The following is a 14,326-nucleotide window of genomic DNA, read 5'->3' as shown; positions in this document are numbered from 1 at the left end:
GTACGCCGGTCAGCCGGTGAGTGCGGGGTCGCGGAACTCCGTGCGGTAAAGCCGCGGCGACGTGCCGAGTACGCGTCCGAAGTGGTGGCGTAGCGAGACGGCAGTTGCGAAGCCGCTCTCGACCGCCACCTGCTCGACGCTCAGGTCGGTGGTTTCCAGTAGTTGGCGGGCTCGGTCGAGGCGCTGCTGTAACAGCCACGCTCCCGGGCTCATACCCGCACGCGCACGGAACCTGCGGGTGAACGTGCTCCGCGACATTGCCGCGTGAGCGCTCCACGTGTCGAGATCCAACGGCCGTTGGAGCCGGTGACGCGCCCACACCATCGCGCGCTCGATCGGGTCGACCGCGTCGTCTGCGGGCACCGGAGCGCTGATGAACTGCGCCTGATTTCCGCTGCGGTGCGGGGCGAGCACCAGGTTGCGGGCGAGGCCGGCGGCGACCTCGGAGCCGAAGTCTCGGCGTACGAGGTGCAGGCAACAGTCGAGCGCGGCCGCGACTCCTGCGGAAGTGACGACATCGCCGTGATCGGACCACAGCACGTCGGGGCGTACGCGCACCTGTGGGTACGCCTGTGCGAGCCGGCCGGTGTACGCCCAATGCGTCACCACCTCGCGCCCGTCGAGAACGCCCGCCGCCGCGATCGGAAAGGCCCCGAGACACAAGCCGACCAAGCGTGCCCCGCGCCCATGAGCCTGCCTCAATCGGTCGAGCAGCTTCGCTGAAGGCTGGTCGACGGGGTTCCAACTCGGTACGACGACCATGTCGGCGGCGTCGACGGCCGCGAGACCGGAGCTCACCTGGAGGTCGAAGCCCGCGTCGGTCGGCACCGGGCCAGGCTGCTCAGCACAGACCGTGACGTCGTAGCGGTGGGTCTGCCCGCGGTTCGCCTCCTTGCCGAGTACGAGGCTGGGTACGGCAAGGTGGAACGGGCTGATGCCGGGGAAGGCGAGCACGGCAACCGAATCCGACATGAGCCGATCTTAGCGATCATCGCTCTACGGGTCACTGGTACGAAGCAATGCGACCGACCACCCTGGATCCATGACTCGAAACGACCTGTCCGTGATCCACGTCGGTGGACCAACACTGCTGATCGACCTCGAGGGAGTGCGGTTGCTGACCGACCCGACCTTCGACGAACCGGGCGAGTACCGTCGCGAAGGCGCATCGACTCTGGTGAAGCTGACGCCGCCGGCGGTCAGCACCGATCGTCTCGGACACCTCGATGCGGTGCTGCTGTCGCACGACGAGCATGCCGACAACCTCGACGACGCTGGCCGCGCGCTGCTTGGGCACGTGCCCCTCGTACTCACGACGCCCGAGGCCGCGGCGCGGCTCACCGCGTCGAACGACGTGCTGCCGCACAAGGTGCACGGCCTCGTGACCTGGCGTACTGCCGAGGTGGCCGGTTCCGACGGACGGGCGGTCAAGGTGACCGGCGTGCCCGCACGCCATGGGCCGCCGGGCTGCGAGACCATGACGGGAACGGTGACTGGATTCGTGCTCGAGGCGGCGGGTCTGCCGACCGTGTACGTATCGGGCGACAACGCGGCACTGGAACTCGTCGACGAGATCGCCGACAGGTTTGCTCCGGTCGACGTGGCGGTGATATTCGCCGGGAAGGTCAGCACACCGCTGCTCGACGGCGCCGACCTGACTCTCAGCTCCGAGGCGGCGGCGAAGGCGGCACGACGGCTCGGCGCTTCGACGGTGGTCGGCGTACACACCGAGGGCTGGGCGCATTTCACTGAGAGTCCGGCTGACCTCCGCGCCGCGTTCGCCGACGCGGGACTAGGGGACCGGCTCCTCGTACCCGATCCTGGTCGCCGACACGAAGTGGTTTCGCACTAGGCTCGCCGCCATGACAGAGCGCAAGTTCCCGGATATGTGGGTGGATCCCGAGCACGACCCGAGAGTCGAGGACTCGCCCGCCAGCGAGACCGAGAACCTTGTGCTCTACCTCCGCAACTACCGTCGTACGTTCGAGATGAAATGCGACGGCCTCGACGCGGAGCAGCTCGCTCGACGCTCGGTTCCGCCGTCGACGATGTCTCTGTTGGGTTTGGTGCGACACCTCGCTCGGGTCGAGCACAGCTGGTTCCATCGCATCCTGGGTGGGCATCAAGCCGACGCGAAGCTCTACAACCCGCCGGAGAACAGCGATCTGGCGTTCACCGGTGCGGTGGCCGATCCGGCTGTGGTCGAAGCCGCCTGGGCGACATGGCGCGAGCAGGTTGCCGCGGCCGACAAATGGCTCGACTCCGCCGGCGACGACGATATGCCGCGCGAGGTCGACGTCGACGGCGCTCCGACGCCGGTACGCGACATCCTGCTGCACATGGTCGAGGAGTACGCCCGGCATTGTGGTCATGCCGATCTACTGCGCGAGGCGATCGACGGGCGCAGGGGGCAGTGAGCGAGCCCCTGCGTTACGTCGCGATCGGTGACAGCCTGTCCGAGGGTGTCGGAGACGAGCCCTGGCCGGACGGTACCCTGCGCGGCTGGACGGATCGCCTCGCCGAGCTGCTCGTCGAGGCGCACAGGCCCGACCGACCGATCGAGTACGCCAACCTCGCCGTGCGCGGATACAAGGCTGCAGAGGTACGCGACACGCAGGTCAGCGAGGCCCTCGCGATGGAGCCGCAGCTGGTCACGCTGACCGCGGGTATGAACGACATCCTGCGCCCCCGCCTCGATCTCGACGCGTTGGCCGCAACGCTGGTCGAGATCGTCGCACCGTTCACAGCCCGCGGCGCACGGCTGGTCGTCGTGCCGATTCCCGACATCAGAGGAATCTCGCCGGCGGGCCGCCTGCTCAACACGCGTCGGCTTCGGCTCAACACGATCTACCGCGACCTCGCCCGGCACCATGGGATCGAGCAGGTCACCGATACCACCGGCACGGTCTTCGAGGACTCACGCGCGTGGGCGGAGGACAGGCTCCACCTGTCACCTCTCGGACACGAAAGACTCGCGCACGCGGCTGCCGCGATCTTCGGGTGCACGACTGGCGTCGATGCTCTGGCGCCACCGGACGGCGGCAGCCCGCGGCGAACTCTGCAGTCCCAGGCCGCTTGGTGGTGGGAGTACGTCGCGCCGTGGGTCGGACGCCGGTTGCGCGGGCAGTCAACGGGAGACGGCCGTACGGCCAAACGCCCCGAGCTCACGCCTTTCGTGCGGCCGTAGTCCCTGGGATTTCAGTCGGTGGCATCCGTATCTTGGCGGCAACAGCCAGCCACGAGGCGGGAACCTTCTGTCACGGCGGCCCCGTGCGTACCGGCGGGCTCGGCAACCTCCCACTTTGCTCGGCGTACCTGCAATGCAAAGCAGAGTTTCACCATGTTTGCTTGGTAAACGACCACCGTGGCCGCTACAGCGGTTCTTCGAGGTCGCCGACCCCCTCGGCCTCGAGGAAGCGGACAATCTGGTGCGGGCCATCCTCGTTCATGCGCCCACCTTTACGAGTCGATCACATTGCGTGACGGTCACGGAACGCAGTGAGTCGAAGTCTCTTGCTAATGGGCCGTCTGCCCTGAGAGACTGGCTTCGGCGCGAGTGCGTCGTTCGGGGGACTCAACAGGGATCTGTGTGGTGAGAAGCATGAAGAAGACCCTTGGCCGTGGTCTCGGAGCAGCGGCGATCATCGTCTCTTTTGTGGCGCTCGGGACGCCCTCTGCTCAGGCTGCGAACGGTTGGGATTCCGAGCCGACGTCAGAAGCCAGGACAGGCTGGGACGTCAAAGGCTGGGATGCGAAGACCGGCTGGGACGTCAAAGGTTGGGACGTCCGAGGTTGGGATGTCCGCGGCTGGGACTGATCAGCCCCCCGCAACGTACTGATTGAGCTGGTCGCGCTCGAACTCGAGCTGCGCCATCCGGAACTTCACCGCGTCGCCGATGCTGACGACTCCGGCGAGCTGATCGTCGTCGTCCAGCACCGGTACGTGCCGGAACCTGTGCTCGGTCATCAGTCTCATCAGGTCTGTCACCGCATCGTCCGGTGCGCAGGTGATGACCTCGCTGGTCATGATCGACCCGACGGTCAACGAGCTCGGATCGTCGACGCCGCGTAGCTTGCGGACGATATCGCGCTCGGAGACGATGCCGGCGATCGTGGTGCCGTCGCTGCTGACCACGAGCGCGCCGATGTTGTGCTCGGCCAGCCGGTCGAGCAGATCCGATATCGATGCCTCGGGAGAAATCGTCAGTACTGCGTCGCTGCCCTTGGACGCAATCACATCGCTCACTCGCATGGTGGCCTCCAAATCGGCTGGTGGGGTGAGCGTACCTTCGACCGCTCGGATTCGGCCACCAATGCGGTCATGGGTCAAGATGGGCGCGTGACGACTCAGACCGCCACCACGATCCGCACCGCCGCCGAGCGCCAGGTCGGTCCTGTGCTCGCGCCGATCGTGATGGGTTGGATCACCGTCGTCCTGGTGCTCGACTCGGACGGCTCGCTGTGGACTCAGCGCCTGCTCGGCGTGTTGACGTGGGGCCTACTCGTAGGCGCGCTGATGCGTGAGTCGTCGCTGGTACGGGTGCAGACGGCGATCGTCGTCTGCTTCGCATCGGTGATCGAGTACACCTTCTCCCCGCTGCTCGAGGTGTACGTCTATCGCTTCGACAACGTGCCGGCGTACGTACCGCCGGGGCACGGGCTGGTCTATCTCGCCGCGCTCGCGATCGGTCGCTCCGCCTGGCTGCGCGCACACCTTCGGCTCTGCATGGCCGTGGTGATCGCGGCCGGAGGCGCGTGGGCACTGTGGGGGCTTATCGGCCCCGAACGGGTCGACGCACTCGGCGCCTTCTGGTACGCGTGCCTTGTCGCGTTCCTCCTGTGGGGGCCGTCGCGGCCGCTGTACGTCGGGGCGTTCGTGGTCGTCTCGTACCTCGAGATCGTGGGTACGGCGCTCGGCACGTGGGAGTGGCAGCCGTATGACCCGACGGGCATCGTCGCCATCGGCAACCCGCCGTCCGGCGCGGCGGGTGGCTACGGGTGGTTCGACCTCGCCGCGATACTGCTGGCGCCGGTGCTGCTCCGCTGGTGGCGCGAGCGGCGTCGGCCGGCCTGACTGCCTAGACGCCCTGGCGCCGCTGCTCGCTGCGATAGCGGAACCAGTCGTTGGAGCCGCCGACGAACAGGCAGATGATGGTGGCGACGATCGCGAGCGTCCAGACGATGCCGAAGATCGTGATGATGACGGCGAGTCCGGTGACGCTGCCGATGACGACCAGCGTGATCCGCGCGGCGTTCGAGCCGCGCATGACAAAGACGGCCAGCACGATCGCGACGACGGCGAGCACCATCAGGACGCCGAAGACGCCGGCGATCGCGCCGTGGGCATCGCTGTAGTCGTCGATCTCGCTCTGGGTGAGGTTGTACGTAGCGGGGTCGTCCTCGACGCTCGACCACATCGGGCCGAAGAACACGACCATCAGCGCGGAGAGCGCGAAGCCGATGCCCGACATCACGAAGGTGATGACGCAGGCCGCGGTGACCGTGCCGGGCCGCTCCATATGCGGCGTGTAGCCGCCGTAGCCGTAGCCGCTGCTCGCATCGGTCGGGTACGGCGTGCCGTAGGGCTGCGACTGGTACTGCGGCGGCTGGTTCGCGGGGTACTGCGGCGGCTGACCGGACGGGTACTGCGGTGGCTGGTTCGGGTCACCCGGCGGCGGGTACGACATCGGCGACGAGTCCTTTCGCGGGAACCGGTTGTGCCGGCCCCGACGTACGGCAGCGGTCGGTTCGAAACTGCGATCGAACCTCATCGTTCATCCTAGCGATCGGGGGCCGTCGCCGCCGTACGGGCCACGGCGAGCCACCATCAAATAACTGCTTGACGGTTGAGCGGGCAGACGCAAAACTGTCAAACGTGTCTTTTGAGGTCAGTTCGCTCCGTGCACTCGCGCACCCCCTGCGCCTGCAGATCCTGTCCCTGCTCACCGCGTCTGCAATGAGCGCCACCGAAATCGCAGAGGAACTCGACACCACCCAGGCCAACGCGTCGTACCACCTTCGCGCGCTCGCCGCAGGAGGGTTCCTGGTCATCGACAGTGAGGAGCGAATTCGTGGTGGCGTCGCCAAGCGGTACCGCCATCCGTGGGACGCCGAGTTGCTGCCGCGGTCGGCGCACGATCAGGACTACCTGATGTATGTACAGGCAATGGCGCGCGAACTGGTCCGGCGCGCCGCGTACCGCGACCCGGAGATCGAGCGGCGCAGCAGCACCGATGCGGAGCTGTGGGTACGCCCCGAGGTGTGGCAGGAGGTCTTCGACCTGGTCGAGGAGGCATCCACGAAGCTGCACGCGGCCGCGGAGCCGCCGCGTACCGTCGGCACGATCCACGTCAACATGACTGCCAGCCTGTTCGGCATGCGCGAACGTGGGGCAGAGCGATGAGGGTGCCACCTCCACTTCGGTCGATACCGTTTCGATGGTTCTTCGCCGGACGTACGTTTTCGTTCCTCGGCAGCTCGATGGCACCGGTCGCGCTCGCCTTCGCGGTGCTCGACCTGACCGACTCGCCGGCGGCACTCGGCATCGTGCTCGCCGCACGCAGCATTCCGATGGCTGCGCTGCTGTTGGTGGGCGGCGTCATCGCCGACCGCTTCTCGCGCAGCCAGGTGCTCGTCGTGTCCAACACCTTGACCGGGCTGTCGCAGGGTCTCGCGGCGGGCCTGCTGATCAGCGGCAACGCTGAGGTGTGGAGCCTCGCCGCGATCGAAGCGGTGAACGGGGTCGTGGTCGCGTTCACGTTCCCCGCGATGCAGAGCGCGATCCCGATGATCGTCGAGCGCGACGACCTGCAGCAGACGAACGCATTGCTGAGCTTCAGCCGCCAAGGCATGTTCATCATCGGGCCGAGCATCGCCGGTGTGCTCGTGGTGACCGTCGGCTCCGGTTGGGCGATAGCGGTCGACAGCGCTACGTACCTGATCTCCGCCGTGTGCATGAGCCGACTTCGCCTGCGCGCTGTCGAGCGCGTCGAGTCAGCGTCGATGCTCTCCGACCTGCGCGAGGGCTGGGGCGTCTTCGTCTCGATGCAGTGGGTCTGGGTCGTGGTCGCGGCGTTCGGCGTGCTGAACATGATCCACGCGGGCGTCCTCTTCACCCTCGGGCCGGTGATCGCCAAGGACACGATCGGTGAGGATGCCTGGGGTCTGGTGTTGAGCGCGGAGTCGGTCGGGTTCCTGGTGACCACGCTGGTGCTGATGCGGATACGGCTGCGGTTCCCGCTTCGCGCGGGAATGCTCGGCATGGCCTCGCTCGCGCTGCCGATGCTGGTGCTCGGCGTTGCGCCGTCGACGGTGCCACTGATCCTGTTCATGTGCCTCGCCGGCATGGGCACCGAGGTGTTCGGCATCGGCTGGAGCACGGCGATGCACGAGAACGTTCCCAACGAGCTGCAGTCGCGGCTCTGGTCGTACGACGCGTTCGGGTCGTTCATCGCGATCCCGGTCGGTCAGCTCCTCGCCGGACCGCTCGCTTCGGTTTTCGGCGCCCAGGAGATCGCCCTGGTGGGCGGCGTCTGCTACCTCTTCGTCGCCGCGGCGGCGCTGCTTTCTCCAGACGTACGCCGCCTGCGCGGCGAGGTCAGTCCGACGACTCCGGGGGATGCCGACGCGACGTCAACTCCGTGACGTTGCCCGAGCCCGTACGGTCGGTTGCGTCCGATTCATCGGGGAAGTGGCCGAGGAACGCCATGGCGTCTTCATGTAGGTGGCCGTTGGTCGCGAGCGCGTTGCCCGCCCACGGGCCCTTGGAGCCGTCGAGTCCGCCGAACAGGCCGCCGGCCTCTCGTACGATCACGTCGAGTGCGGCCATATCCCACACGGCTAGCTCCGGCTCGGCGGCGACGTCGATCGCACCCTCGGCGAGCAGCATGTACGACCAGAAGTCGCCGTACGCGCGGGTCCTCCACACGCGGCGACTGAGGGCGAGGAACTGGTCGAGCTTGCCGATCTCGTCCCAGCCGCCGATGGAGCTGTACGAGAAGGACGCATCGGAGAGTTTGTCGACGTGCGAGACGCGGCATTGCCGGGCGGACATCAGGGACTTCCCGGTCCACGTACCGCCGTCCTTGGACGCCCACCACCGTCGACCGAGCGCGGGTGCGGACACGCACGACGCGACGACCTCGTCGTCGTCGACCAATGCGATCAACGTGGCCCAGACGGGCACTCCCCGCAGGTAGTTGCGGGTGCCGTCGATCGGATCGATGATCCAGCGGCGAATCCCGGTGCCCGATACGCCGAACTCCTCGCCATGCACGACGTCGCGCGATCGACTGCGGCCGAGCGTACGCCGGATGGCCTTCTCGACCGCCTCATCAGCGTCGGTCACCTCGGTCATGTCCGGCTTCGTGGAGACCCGCAGGTCGCGAGCCCGGAAGCGGTCCATCGTGAGCGAGTCCGCATCGTCGGCGAGTACGTGTGCAAGTCGGACATCGTCGGTATACGGAGTCGGCATGTGCTCAGGGTAGTGGTCGGGACGCACGATTACCTCGCGGGTAATCGTGCTGCGGCGCGCGGTGCGCGAAGGTTGGCGTATCGCAAACCGAAACCGAGGAGCATCGCATGACCATGACAGTGTCGACCAGGACCCTGACCGAGCAGTTGCTGGCGCTGATCGGCGCAGGTGACGCGGAGGGCGTCGCGGCCCTGCATGCCGACCATGTCGATTGGAAGGTCAACTGGCCGGCGGCTGAGTTCGGACGCAGCGAGACACCGTGGATCCGTTCGCGCTCGACGCGTGCCGATATCGCCGACCTCTACCGTGAGCTGGGCGAGTATCACGTGGTGGGCGGGCTCGGCACCGAGATCGAGCGGATCCTCGTCGACGGCGACGACGCCGTCATCATGGGCGAGTTCCGGCAGACGGCGGGAGCGACGGGCCGCGCGTACAGCTCACGTTTCGTGATGCATGTGACGTTCGAGGACGGTTTGGTCATCCGCAACCACATGTACGAGGACAGCCTGGCGGTTGCGCAGGCATTCGCCGAGTAGCGGAACTTGTCAGTACGCGGGGGTGTTCAGGCTGGCGAGCACGCGTCGGAACGAGTCGACTCGGCGCGGATCGAGCGTGCCGCCGGCGACTGCGGTGTCGAGAGCGCATTCGGGTTCGTCGGCACTGTGCGTACACCCGCGGGGGCAGTCGGCGGCGACGGCGGAGAGGTCGGAGAACGCCTCGATGAGCGTCGCCGGCTCGACGTGTGCGAGTCCGAACGAGCGAATGCCCGGAGTGTCGACGATCAACCCGCCTTCGGGAAGCGCGAGCGCGATCGCCGAGGTCGAGGTGTGGCGGCCACGGCCGGTCACTGCGTTGACGTCGTTCGTCTCGCGTTCGGCGTCGGGCACCAGGCGGTTGACGAGTGTCGATTTGCCGACGCCGCTGTGCCCGACGAGGACGCTGGTGTCGCCGCGGAGTCGGTCACTGAGCTCGTCGACGGAGCGGTCATGACGGGTGACCAGCGTCTCGACGCCGAGGGGTTCGTACGATCCGACGAGGTCGGACGCGGGCGCGAGGTCGGCTTTCGTCAAGCACAGCAGGGGAGTCATACCTGCGTCGTACGCCGCTACGAGGCAGCGGTCGATCAGTGAAGGCCGCGGCGGGGGATCGGCCAGCGCGGCGACGATGACGAGCTGCTCGGCGTTGGCGACGATGATTCGCTCGATCGGGTCGTCATCGTCGGCCGTACGTCTGAGGACGCTCCGCCGGGGCTCGACCTCGACGATGCGTGCCAGGGTGTCCGGCCTGCCGCCGGTGTCGCCGACGACACGGACCTCGTCACCGACGACAACGCCCTTACGACCAAGGGGTCTGGATTTCATGGCGGTCACGATCCGGCGACCGTCCGCGTCGTCGAGCAGCAATGTATAACGGCCGCGGTCGATGGTGACCACCTTGCCGATGGCGGCGTCGTCGTAGTTGGGGCGCTCCTTCGTACGCGGTCTGGTACGTCGGCGGGGCCGTTCGTACTGTGCGTACTCGTCGTAGCGCGAACTCACCGGACGAATCGCTCCCACTCGGCGGCGAAGCCGGGGTAGGTCTTCGACGTGGTGGCGATGTTCTCGACGCGAACGCCATCGACGGCGAGCCCGAGTACGACACCGGCGTGTGCCATCCGGTGGTCGGCGTACGTCGCGAATGCCCCACTGTGCAAGCGTTTCGGACGAACCTCGAGCCCGTCGTCGAGTTCGGTCACATCGCCGCCGAGGTTGTTGATCTCTGCGGCGACTGCCGCGAGTCGGTCGGTCTCATGGCCGCGAAGGTGTCCGATGCCGCGCAGGTGGGACGGGCCCGACGCGAGGGCGCACACGGCGGCGACGACCGGCGTCAGCTCACCGACGTCGCGCAGGTCGATGTCGATGCCTTCGAGCGTCGCTGCACCATCGACGACGAGGTCTCGACCGTCGCGGCGGACATCGGCGCCCAGCAGCGACGCGATCTCACGCCACCGGTCGCCTGCCTGGTCGGTCGTCTCGGGCCAGTCCGCAATTCGTACCCGGCCACCGGTGACCAGCGCAGCCGCGATGAACGGTCCGGCGTTCGACAGATCGGGTTCGACGCGGGCGTCGACCGCCTTGACCGGCCCCGGTCGTACGACCCAGCGATCGGGCTCGGAGTCGTCGACGTCGACGCCGCGACTCCGTAACTGAGTGACGGTCATCTCGATGTGCGGCATCGACGGCACCGGCTTGCCGGAGTGGCGTACGTCGACTCCGTCGCGATAGCGGGCACCCGCCAGGAGCAGCGCCGAGACGAACTGGCTCGACGCGGAGGCGTCGATCGTTACGGTGCCGCCTGCGACCTCGCCGCGGCCGCGGACGGTGAACGGAAGTGCTCCGCGGCCGTCATCATCGATGTCGGCACCGAGGTCACGAAGCGCCGAGAGCACCGTGCTCATCGGTCGTTTGCGCGCGTACGGATCACCGTCGAACGCGACGTCGCCGTCGGCGATCGCGGCGACCGGGGGCACGAAGCGCATCACCGTGCCGGCGAGCCCGCAGTCCACCGATGCGGGACCCCGCAGCCCGGAAGGCTCCACCCGCCAGCCGTCGTCGGTCTCGTCGATCCGCGTGCCGAGTGCCCGCAGTGCCGAGGCCATCAGATCGGTGTCGCGTGCGCGCAGGGGAGCCGCAATGTGCGACGGCCCGTCGGACAGCGCGGCGAGTACGAGCACCCGGTTGGTGAGCGATTTGGAGCCCGGCAGCGTCATGCGGGCGTCGATCGGCTCGGCGCGGTACGGCGCCGACCAGTGCGATTCGGGCTCATTCATCGCGGCCAGCCTATCGAGACTGCCCCATCAGGCGACGGCGAGTTGCAGTCCGAGTGCCGCGCCGGCGAGCACCAGAAACGCCGCTGGGACCAGATTGGACGCCACATCGGTGCCGGCACGAGCGTGTGCGGCGAGCGCGCCGACGAAGAACAGGACAAGACCCGCGCCCGCCAGGAGTCCGATCGGCAGAATCCAGAGACCGACGATCAAGCCCACCGCCCCTGCAGCTTTCAGAGCGGCGAGCGGACTGAGCAACGAGGCCGGTACACCGACCTGCTCCATGTTGGCGATGAGCCACCTCGGGCGCACCAGGTCGAGTAGTGCGGCGGCCAGATTGGCCGCGGCCGCGACGACGGAGGCTGTGACGTGAAGGGTGTTCATGCGTACTCTCCTGACAACGGTCGGTGTGCTGTCGGCAGTCGGCCGACAGCTCGTCTGGTGCCCGTGACGGATGCCGGCGGGGAAAGGTGACCGATGCCCGATCAGCAACAGCTCGCGGAGGAATTCGAGGCGCATCGGCCGCGTCTACGGGCCGCGGCGTACCGAATGCTCGGCGATGCGAACGCCGCCGAGGATGCGGTTCAGGAGACCTGGCTACGACTCGCTCGATCCGATGTACGAGACGTCGAGAACCTCCCCGGCTGGCTCACCACGGTCGTATCGCGGATCTGCCTCGACGTTCTGCGTACGCGCAGCTCGCGTCGTGAGTACGCGCAGCTGACGATCGCGTACCCCGACGCCTCGGCGCGCGACCCCGAGCAGGAAGCCGAGCTGGCCGAGTCGGTCGGTGCCGCCATGCTCGTAGTTCTCGACCGGCTCAATCCGCCCGAACGCGTGGCCTTCGTGCTGCATGACGTCTTCGCCGTGCCGTTCGACGACATCGCTGCGATCCTCGGGCGGTCGACCGTTGCCGCGAAGAAGCTCGCGAGTCGTGCGCGGGGTCGGGTGCGCGGCACGGACCGTCCCGCCGACGCGACGCTCTCGCAACAGCAGCAGGTCGTCGCGAGATTCCTGGCGGCAGCTCGCGACGGCGACCTGGCGGCGCTACTCGACGTCTTGGCGCCCGATGTCGTACGCCGGGCCGACGCGGCAACCCTGCCCCCGAACGCGGCGGCGATCGTACGCGGCGCACGTGAGGTCGCTGAGACGACGGTCGTTTACGGCCGCATGGCGCGGTACGCGGTGCTGATGCTCGTCGATGGCGCGGTCGGTGCGATCGTCGTTCGTGACGGACGGCTGGTGATCGTTTTGCGGTTCGTCGTCGAGGGCGACCGCGTCAGTGCGTACGAGGTGATCGTCGAGGCCGATCGGTTAGCCCGGTTGGACCTCGCGGTCGTCTGACGGCTCGCGCCGGGTGACGACGAGGGTTGCGAGCGCGGTTGTGATCGGCACCGCGGCGACGATGCCGAGGCTGCCCGCGAGCCCGCGTACGACCTCCTGGGCAACACCCTCGCTCAGCAGCTGGTCGCGTACGGACGCGTCGATCGCCGACATCAGCATCAGCAGCGGCAGTGAGGCGCCGACGTAGGCGAGGACGAGCGTGTTGACCGTTGCGGACACGTGCGCGCGGCCGATTCTCATCGCCGCTGCGAACACCTCTCGGCGCGACGCCGTGGGGTCGGCAGCCGAGATCTCCCAGACAGCGGCGGTCTGGGTGACGGTCACATCGTCGAGTACGCCGAGTGCGCCGATGATCAGTCCGGCGAGTAGGAGCCCACGTACGTCGACCTCGCCGATGATCGCGACCAGGAACTTCATCGACTCGTCGCCGAACCCGGTGAAGTTGCCGAGTGCGGTGAAAACCGCCCCGATCGCACCGGCGAGCGCGAGCGACGCGAGCGTGCCGACAAGCGCGACCGACGAGCGTACGTTGACGCCTTGGGTCGCGTAAACGGCCAGGATCATGATCAGTGCGGATGCGGTCAGGGCAATCAGGAGCGGATTCTTGCCGTCGATCAGCGCGGGTACGACGAAGACCGAGACGACGACGAGCGATGCGCCGAGACTGACCAGCGACAGGAGGCCCTTCCACCTCGACAGCGCGAGTACGGCAATGACGAACAGCGCCGCCAACCAGATCAGGGGAGTGGTCCGGTCGAAGTCCATGAACGAGTACTGCGGGGCCGCGCTGCCGGTCGCTGCGCTCTTGCCTCCGTCGTTGACGAGGATGTCGTCTCCGACCGAGAACTCCGGTGCTCCCGGGCCGACCGGCAGCAGCACCGGCTGTTCTTTGCCGTCGATCTCAGCGGTGGCCTCGAGGCACTCCGGGCCTTGCTGACATTGCTGAACGGCGGTGATGGTGGTTTTGATCTTCTCGCCCGCGTACCCCTCGGGCACCTTCTTTCCGTCGCCGTGCGGCCACAGAACCACCATCGCGACGGCGGCGCACAGACCGACGACGACGACGATCGCCGTCAGGGCGGTGCTGACCAGCGGCCGCGGACCAGTGCCGGCGAGCGCCGGATCGGAGAGGTCGTGGGTGTGCCCGTGGTCGGCGGGCTCACGGCGTCGCCGACCACCGGCAGCGGTCACGGTTTGATCTTCTCCACGGATTCGACCACGTGATCGGCGGCTTCGACGGCACGGTCCTTCGCCCGGCGTACGAGCAGCTTCTTGTGCGGGTCCGGATCGAGGGTTGCCATCAGCAACCCGCCCATCATCGAGACGTTCTTGAAGAAGTGGACCTGCTGGTTCTGCTTCGTCGCGGGATCTTGCTCATCCCAGAACCGATGGGCCGCCAGGGTCGTGGGCACCAGCGTGCCCGCGAGCATGAACGATGCCAGACGGGGGAACCGTCCGGACGCGAGCATGGCTCCACCGGCCACGTGGAGCGCGCCGTTCACCCGCACGAGGGTGGCCGGGTCGGTCGGGACCGGGCTGTCGGGTGCGAGCTTGTCGAGCTGGTCGGAGATCGGTTGGGCGACCGGCGCCATCGCTTTCGCATTGCGCAACGAGTTGACGCCGCCGATCACGAACATCGAGGCCAGCATCGGTCGGGCAACAGTGCGTAGCAGAGTCATGTCACCATTCTTACCCTTTCGGCT

General features: G+C 67.5%; 18 protein-coding genes. 9 read left to right on the top strand and 9 right to left on the bottom strand.

Going from position 1 to position 14,326, the window contains the following annotated elements; translation table 11 throughout:
• Nucleotides 1-9: 9 nt before the first annotated feature.
• A complete protein-coding gene (locus MU582_16230) occupies nt 10-972 on the bottom strand; it encodes a helix-turn-helix domain-containing protein (GenBank protein UPK73968.1) in 963 nt (320 codons plus the stop codon).
• A 70-nt stretch (nt 973-1,042) separates the two neighbouring features.
• On the opposite strand from MU582_16230, the gene MU582_16225 reads away from it, so the two are divergent.
• The 4 genes from MU582_16225 to MU582_16210 all read left to right on the top strand — a co-directional run bounded on the left by MU582_16225 (nt 1,043) and on the right by MU582_16210 (nt 3,817).
• On the top strand, nt 1,043-1,852 hold the full coding sequence (locus tag MU582_16225) for an MBL fold metallo-hydrolase (GenBank protein UPK73967.1): 810 nt from the start codon (nt 1,043-1,045) through the stop codon (nt 1,850-1,852).
• A gap of 10 nt (nt 1,853-1,862) precedes the next feature.
• Nucleotides 1,863-2,417 (top strand): DinB family protein, encoded by a 555-nt coding sequence (locus MU582_16220; GenBank protein UPK73966.1) that lies wholly within the window; start codon nt 1,863-1,865, stop codon nt 2,415-2,417.
• Complete coding sequence (locus tag MU582_16215; GenBank protein UPK73965.1) at nt 2,414-3,187, top strand: SGNH/GDSL hydrolase family protein; 774 nt, start codon at nt 2,414-2,416, stop codon at nt 3,185-3,187. Before MU582_16220 ends, MU582_16215 begins: the two co-directional genes overlap by 4 nt.
• A 414-nt stretch (nt 3,188-3,601) precedes the next feature.
• Nucleotides 3,602-3,817 (top strand): hypothetical protein, encoded by a 216-nt coding sequence (locus MU582_16210; GenBank protein UPK73964.1) that lies wholly within the window; start codon nt 3,602-3,604, stop codon nt 3,815-3,817.
• Here MU582_16210 and MU582_16205 read toward each other — a convergent pair whose 3' ends face one another.
• On the bottom strand, nt 3,818-4,252 hold the full coding sequence (locus MU582_16205; protein ID UPK73963.1) for a CBS domain-containing protein: 435 nt from the start codon (nt 4,250-4,252) through the stop codon (nt 3,818-3,820). It abuts the gene before it with no gap.
• Nucleotides 4,253-4,339: 87 nt separating this feature from the next.
• On the opposite strand from MU582_16205, the gene MU582_16200 reads away from it, so the two are divergent.
• Nucleotides 4,340-5,074, top strand: coding sequence for a hypothetical protein (locus tag MU582_16200; GenBank protein UPK73962.1), 735 nt, complete (start codon nt 4,340-4,342; stop codon nt 5,072-5,074).
• A 4-nt stretch (nt 5,075-5,078) separates the two neighbouring features.
• Here MU582_16200 and MU582_16195 read toward each other — a convergent pair whose 3' ends face one another.
• Nucleotides 5,079-5,771 carry a hypothetical protein gene (locus MU582_16195; protein ID UPK73961.1) on the bottom strand — a complete coding sequence of 231 codons (693 nt, stop codon included), beginning with the start codon at nt 5,769-5,771 and terminating at the stop codon, nt 5,079-5,081.
• Between the two features lie 104 nt (nt 5,772-5,875).
• On the opposite strand from MU582_16195, the gene MU582_16190 reads away from it, so the two are divergent.
• Both MU582_16190 and MU582_16185 read left to right on the top strand, forming a co-directional pair.
• Nucleotides 5,876-6,403, top strand: a complete 528-nt coding sequence (locus MU582_16190; GenBank protein ID UPK73960.1) for a helix-turn-helix domain-containing protein — start codon at nt 5,876-5,878, stop codon at nt 6,401-6,403.
• A complete protein-coding gene (locus tag MU582_16185; protein UPK73959.1) occupies nt 6,400-7,644 on the top strand; it encodes an MFS transporter in 1,245 nt (414 codons plus the stop codon). Before MU582_16190 ends, MU582_16185 begins: the two co-directional genes overlap by 4 nt.
• Here MU582_16185 and MU582_16180 read toward each other — a convergent pair.
• Entirely contained in the window at nt 7,598-8,473 is an 876-nt protein-coding gene (locus MU582_16180; GenBank protein ID UPK73958.1) for a histidinol phosphatase, read from the bottom strand. The two genes, MU582_16185 and MU582_16180, sit on opposite strands and share 47 nt — an antisense overlap.
• 107 nt (nt 8,474-8,580) lie before the next feature.
• Here MU582_16180 and MU582_16175 point away from each other — a divergent pair, with 107 nt between their 5' ends.
• On the top strand, nt 8,581-9,009 hold the full coding sequence (locus MU582_16175) for a nuclear transport factor 2 family protein (protein UPK73957.1): 429 nt from the start codon (nt 8,581-8,583) through the stop codon (nt 9,007-9,009).
• 9 nt (nt 9,010-9,018) lie between these two features.
• On the opposite strand, the gene rsgA is transcribed toward MU582_16175, so the two are convergent.
• From rsgA to MU582_16160, 3 genes are read right to left on the bottom strand one after another with little or no spacing between them, the layout of a single operon-like run.
• On the bottom strand, nt 9,019-10,011 hold the full coding sequence (rsgA, locus tag MU582_16170) for a ribosome small subunit-dependent GTPase A (protein ID UPK73956.1): 993 nt from the start codon (nt 10,009-10,011) through the stop codon (nt 9,019-9,021).
• Entirely contained in the window at nt 10,008-11,282 is a 1,275-nt protein-coding gene (aroA, locus tag MU582_16165; GenBank protein ID UPK73955.1) for a 3-phosphoshikimate 1-carboxyvinyltransferase, read from the bottom strand. The genes rsgA and aroA overlap by 4 nt, the downstream gene beginning before the upstream one ends.
• Before the next feature lie 27 nt (nt 11,283-11,309).
• On the bottom strand, nt 11,310-11,663 hold the full coding sequence (locus MU582_16160) for a DoxX family protein (GenBank protein ID UPK73954.1): 354 nt from the start codon (nt 11,661-11,663) through the stop codon (nt 11,310-11,312).
• Nucleotides 11,664-11,756: 93 nt separating this feature from the next.
• Here MU582_16160 and MU582_16155 point away from each other — a divergent pair, with 93 nt between their 5' ends.
• The gene (locus MU582_16155; GenBank protein UPK73953.1) at nt 11,757-12,623 is read left to right on the top strand and encodes a sigma-70 family RNA polymerase sigma factor; all 867 of its coding nucleotides are present in this window, start codon (nt 11,757-11,759) and stop codon (nt 12,621-12,623) included.
• Here the strand turns inward: MU582_16155 and MU582_16150 are convergent.
• Both MU582_16150 and MU582_16145 read right to left on the bottom strand, forming a co-directional pair.
• Nucleotides 12,594-13,814 (bottom strand): YibE/F family protein, encoded by a 1,221-nt coding sequence (locus tag MU582_16150; GenBank protein ID UPK73952.1) that lies wholly within the window; start codon nt 13,812-13,814, stop codon nt 12,594-12,596. The two genes, MU582_16155 and MU582_16150, sit on opposite strands and share 30 nt — an antisense overlap.
• On the bottom strand, nt 13,811-14,302 hold the full coding sequence (locus MU582_16145) for a DoxX family protein (protein ID UPK73951.1): 492 nt from the start codon (nt 14,300-14,302) through the stop codon (nt 13,811-13,813). Before MU582_16145 ends, MU582_16150 begins: the two co-directional genes overlap by 4 nt.
• Between the last annotated feature and the right edge of the window lie 24 nt (nt 14,303-14,326).

The sequence above is a fragment of the Nocardioidaceae bacterium SCSIO 66511 genome, from assembly GCA_023100825.1.
Taxonomy (GTDB): Bacteria; Actinomycetota; Actinomycetes; order Propionibacteriales; family Nocardioidaceae; genus Solicola.
The sequence above is the reverse complement of the archived record's forward strand: the minus strand, read 5'-3'. Positions and strand labels throughout refer to the sequence as shown.

Excerpts from the sequence above, each read along its gene's own strand:
- MU582_16230 (UPK73968.1), bottom strand. The coding sequence starts at position 972 with ATGTCGGATTCGGTTGCCGTGCTCGCCTTCCCCGGCATCAGCCCGTTC.
- MU582_16225 (UPK73967.1), top strand. The coding sequence starts at position 1,043 with ATGACTCGAAACGACCTGTCCGTGATCCACGTCGGTGGACCAACACTG.
- MU582_16220 (UPK73966.1), top strand. The coding sequence starts at position 1,863 with ATGACAGAGCGCAAGTTCCCGGATATGTGGGTGGATCCCGAGCACGAC.
- MU582_16210 (UPK73964.1), top strand. The coding sequence starts at position 3,602 with ATGAAGAAGACCCTTGGCCGTGGTCTCGGAGCAGCGGCGATCATCGTC.
- MU582_16205 (UPK73963.1), bottom strand. The coding sequence starts at position 4,252 with ATGCGAGTGAGCGATGTGATTGCGTCCAAGGGCAGCGACGCAGTACTG.
- MU582_16195 (UPK73961.1), bottom strand. The coding sequence starts at position 5,771 with ATGAGGTTCGATCGCAGTTTCGAACCGACCGCTGCCGTACGTCGGGGC.
- MU582_16185 (UPK73959.1), top strand. The coding sequence starts at position 6,400 with ATGAGGGTGCCACCTCCACTTCGGTCGATACCGTTTCGATGGTTCTTC.
- MU582_16180 (UPK73958.1), bottom strand. The coding sequence starts at position 8,473 with ATGCCGACTCCGTATACCGACGATGTCCGACTTGCACACGTACTCGCC.
- MU582_16175 (UPK73957.1), top strand. The coding sequence starts at position 8,581 with ATGACCATGACAGTGTCGACCAGGACCCTGACCGAGCAGTTGCTGGCG.
- aroA (UPK73955.1), bottom strand. The coding sequence starts at position 11,282 with ATGAATGAGCCCGAATCGCACTGGTCGGCGCCGTACCGCGCCGAGCCG.
- MU582_16160 (UPK73954.1), bottom strand. The coding sequence starts at position 11,663 with ATGAACACCCTTCACGTCACAGCCTCCGTCGTCGCGGCCGCGGCCAAT.
- MU582_16155 (UPK73953.1), top strand. The coding sequence starts at position 11,757 with ATGCCCGATCAGCAACAGCTCGCGGAGGAATTCGAGGCGCATCGGCCG.
- MU582_16145 (UPK73951.1), bottom strand. The coding sequence starts at position 14,302 with ATGACTCTGCTACGCACTGTTGCCCGACCGATGCTGGCCTCGATGTTC.